Origin of the sequence: Burkholderia sp. KCJ3K979, from assembly GCF_016759955.1 — a bacterium.
GTDB lineage: Bacteria > Pseudomonadota > Gammaproteobacteria > Burkholderiales > Burkholderiaceae > Burkholderia > Burkholderia orbicola.
Genome location: NZ_JACFYV010000467.1, coordinates 1 through 532 on the forward strand (window position 1 = coordinate 1; position 532 = coordinate 532).

The 532-nt window shown below is 53.4% G+C and carries 1 rRNA gene; it reads right to left on the reverse strand.

Annotated elements, in window-relative coordinates:
- Positions 1-532 (reverse strand): 16S ribosomal RNA (locus H3O04_RS35665); the annotation flags it as partial.

Below are 532 nucleotides of genomic sequence, written 5' to 3' on the forward strand. Positions count from 1 at the left end.
TTCCGACCATGTCAAGGGTAGGTAAGGTTTTTCGCGTTGCATCGAATTAATCCACATCATCCACCGCTTGTGCGGGTCCCCGTCAATTCCTTTGAGTTTTAATCTTGCGACCGTACTCCCCAGGCGGTCAACTTCACGCGTTAGCTACGTTACTAAGGAAATGAATCCCCAACAACTAGTTGACATCGTTTAGGGCGTGGACTACCAGGGTATCTAATCCTGTTTGCTCCCCACGCTTTCGTGCATGAGCGTCAGTATTGGCCCAGGGGGCTGCCTTCGCCATCGGTATTCCTCCACATCTCTACGCATTTCACTGCTACACGTGGAATTCTACCCCCCTCTGCCATACTCTAGCCTGCCAGTCACCAATGCAGTTCCCAGGTTGAGCCCGGGGATTTCACATCGGTCTTAGCAAACCGCCTGCGCACGCTTTACGCCCAGTAATTCCGATTAACGCTCGCACCCTACGTATTACCGCGGCTGCTGGCACGTAGTTAGCCGGTGCTTATTCTTCCGGTACCGTCATCCCCCG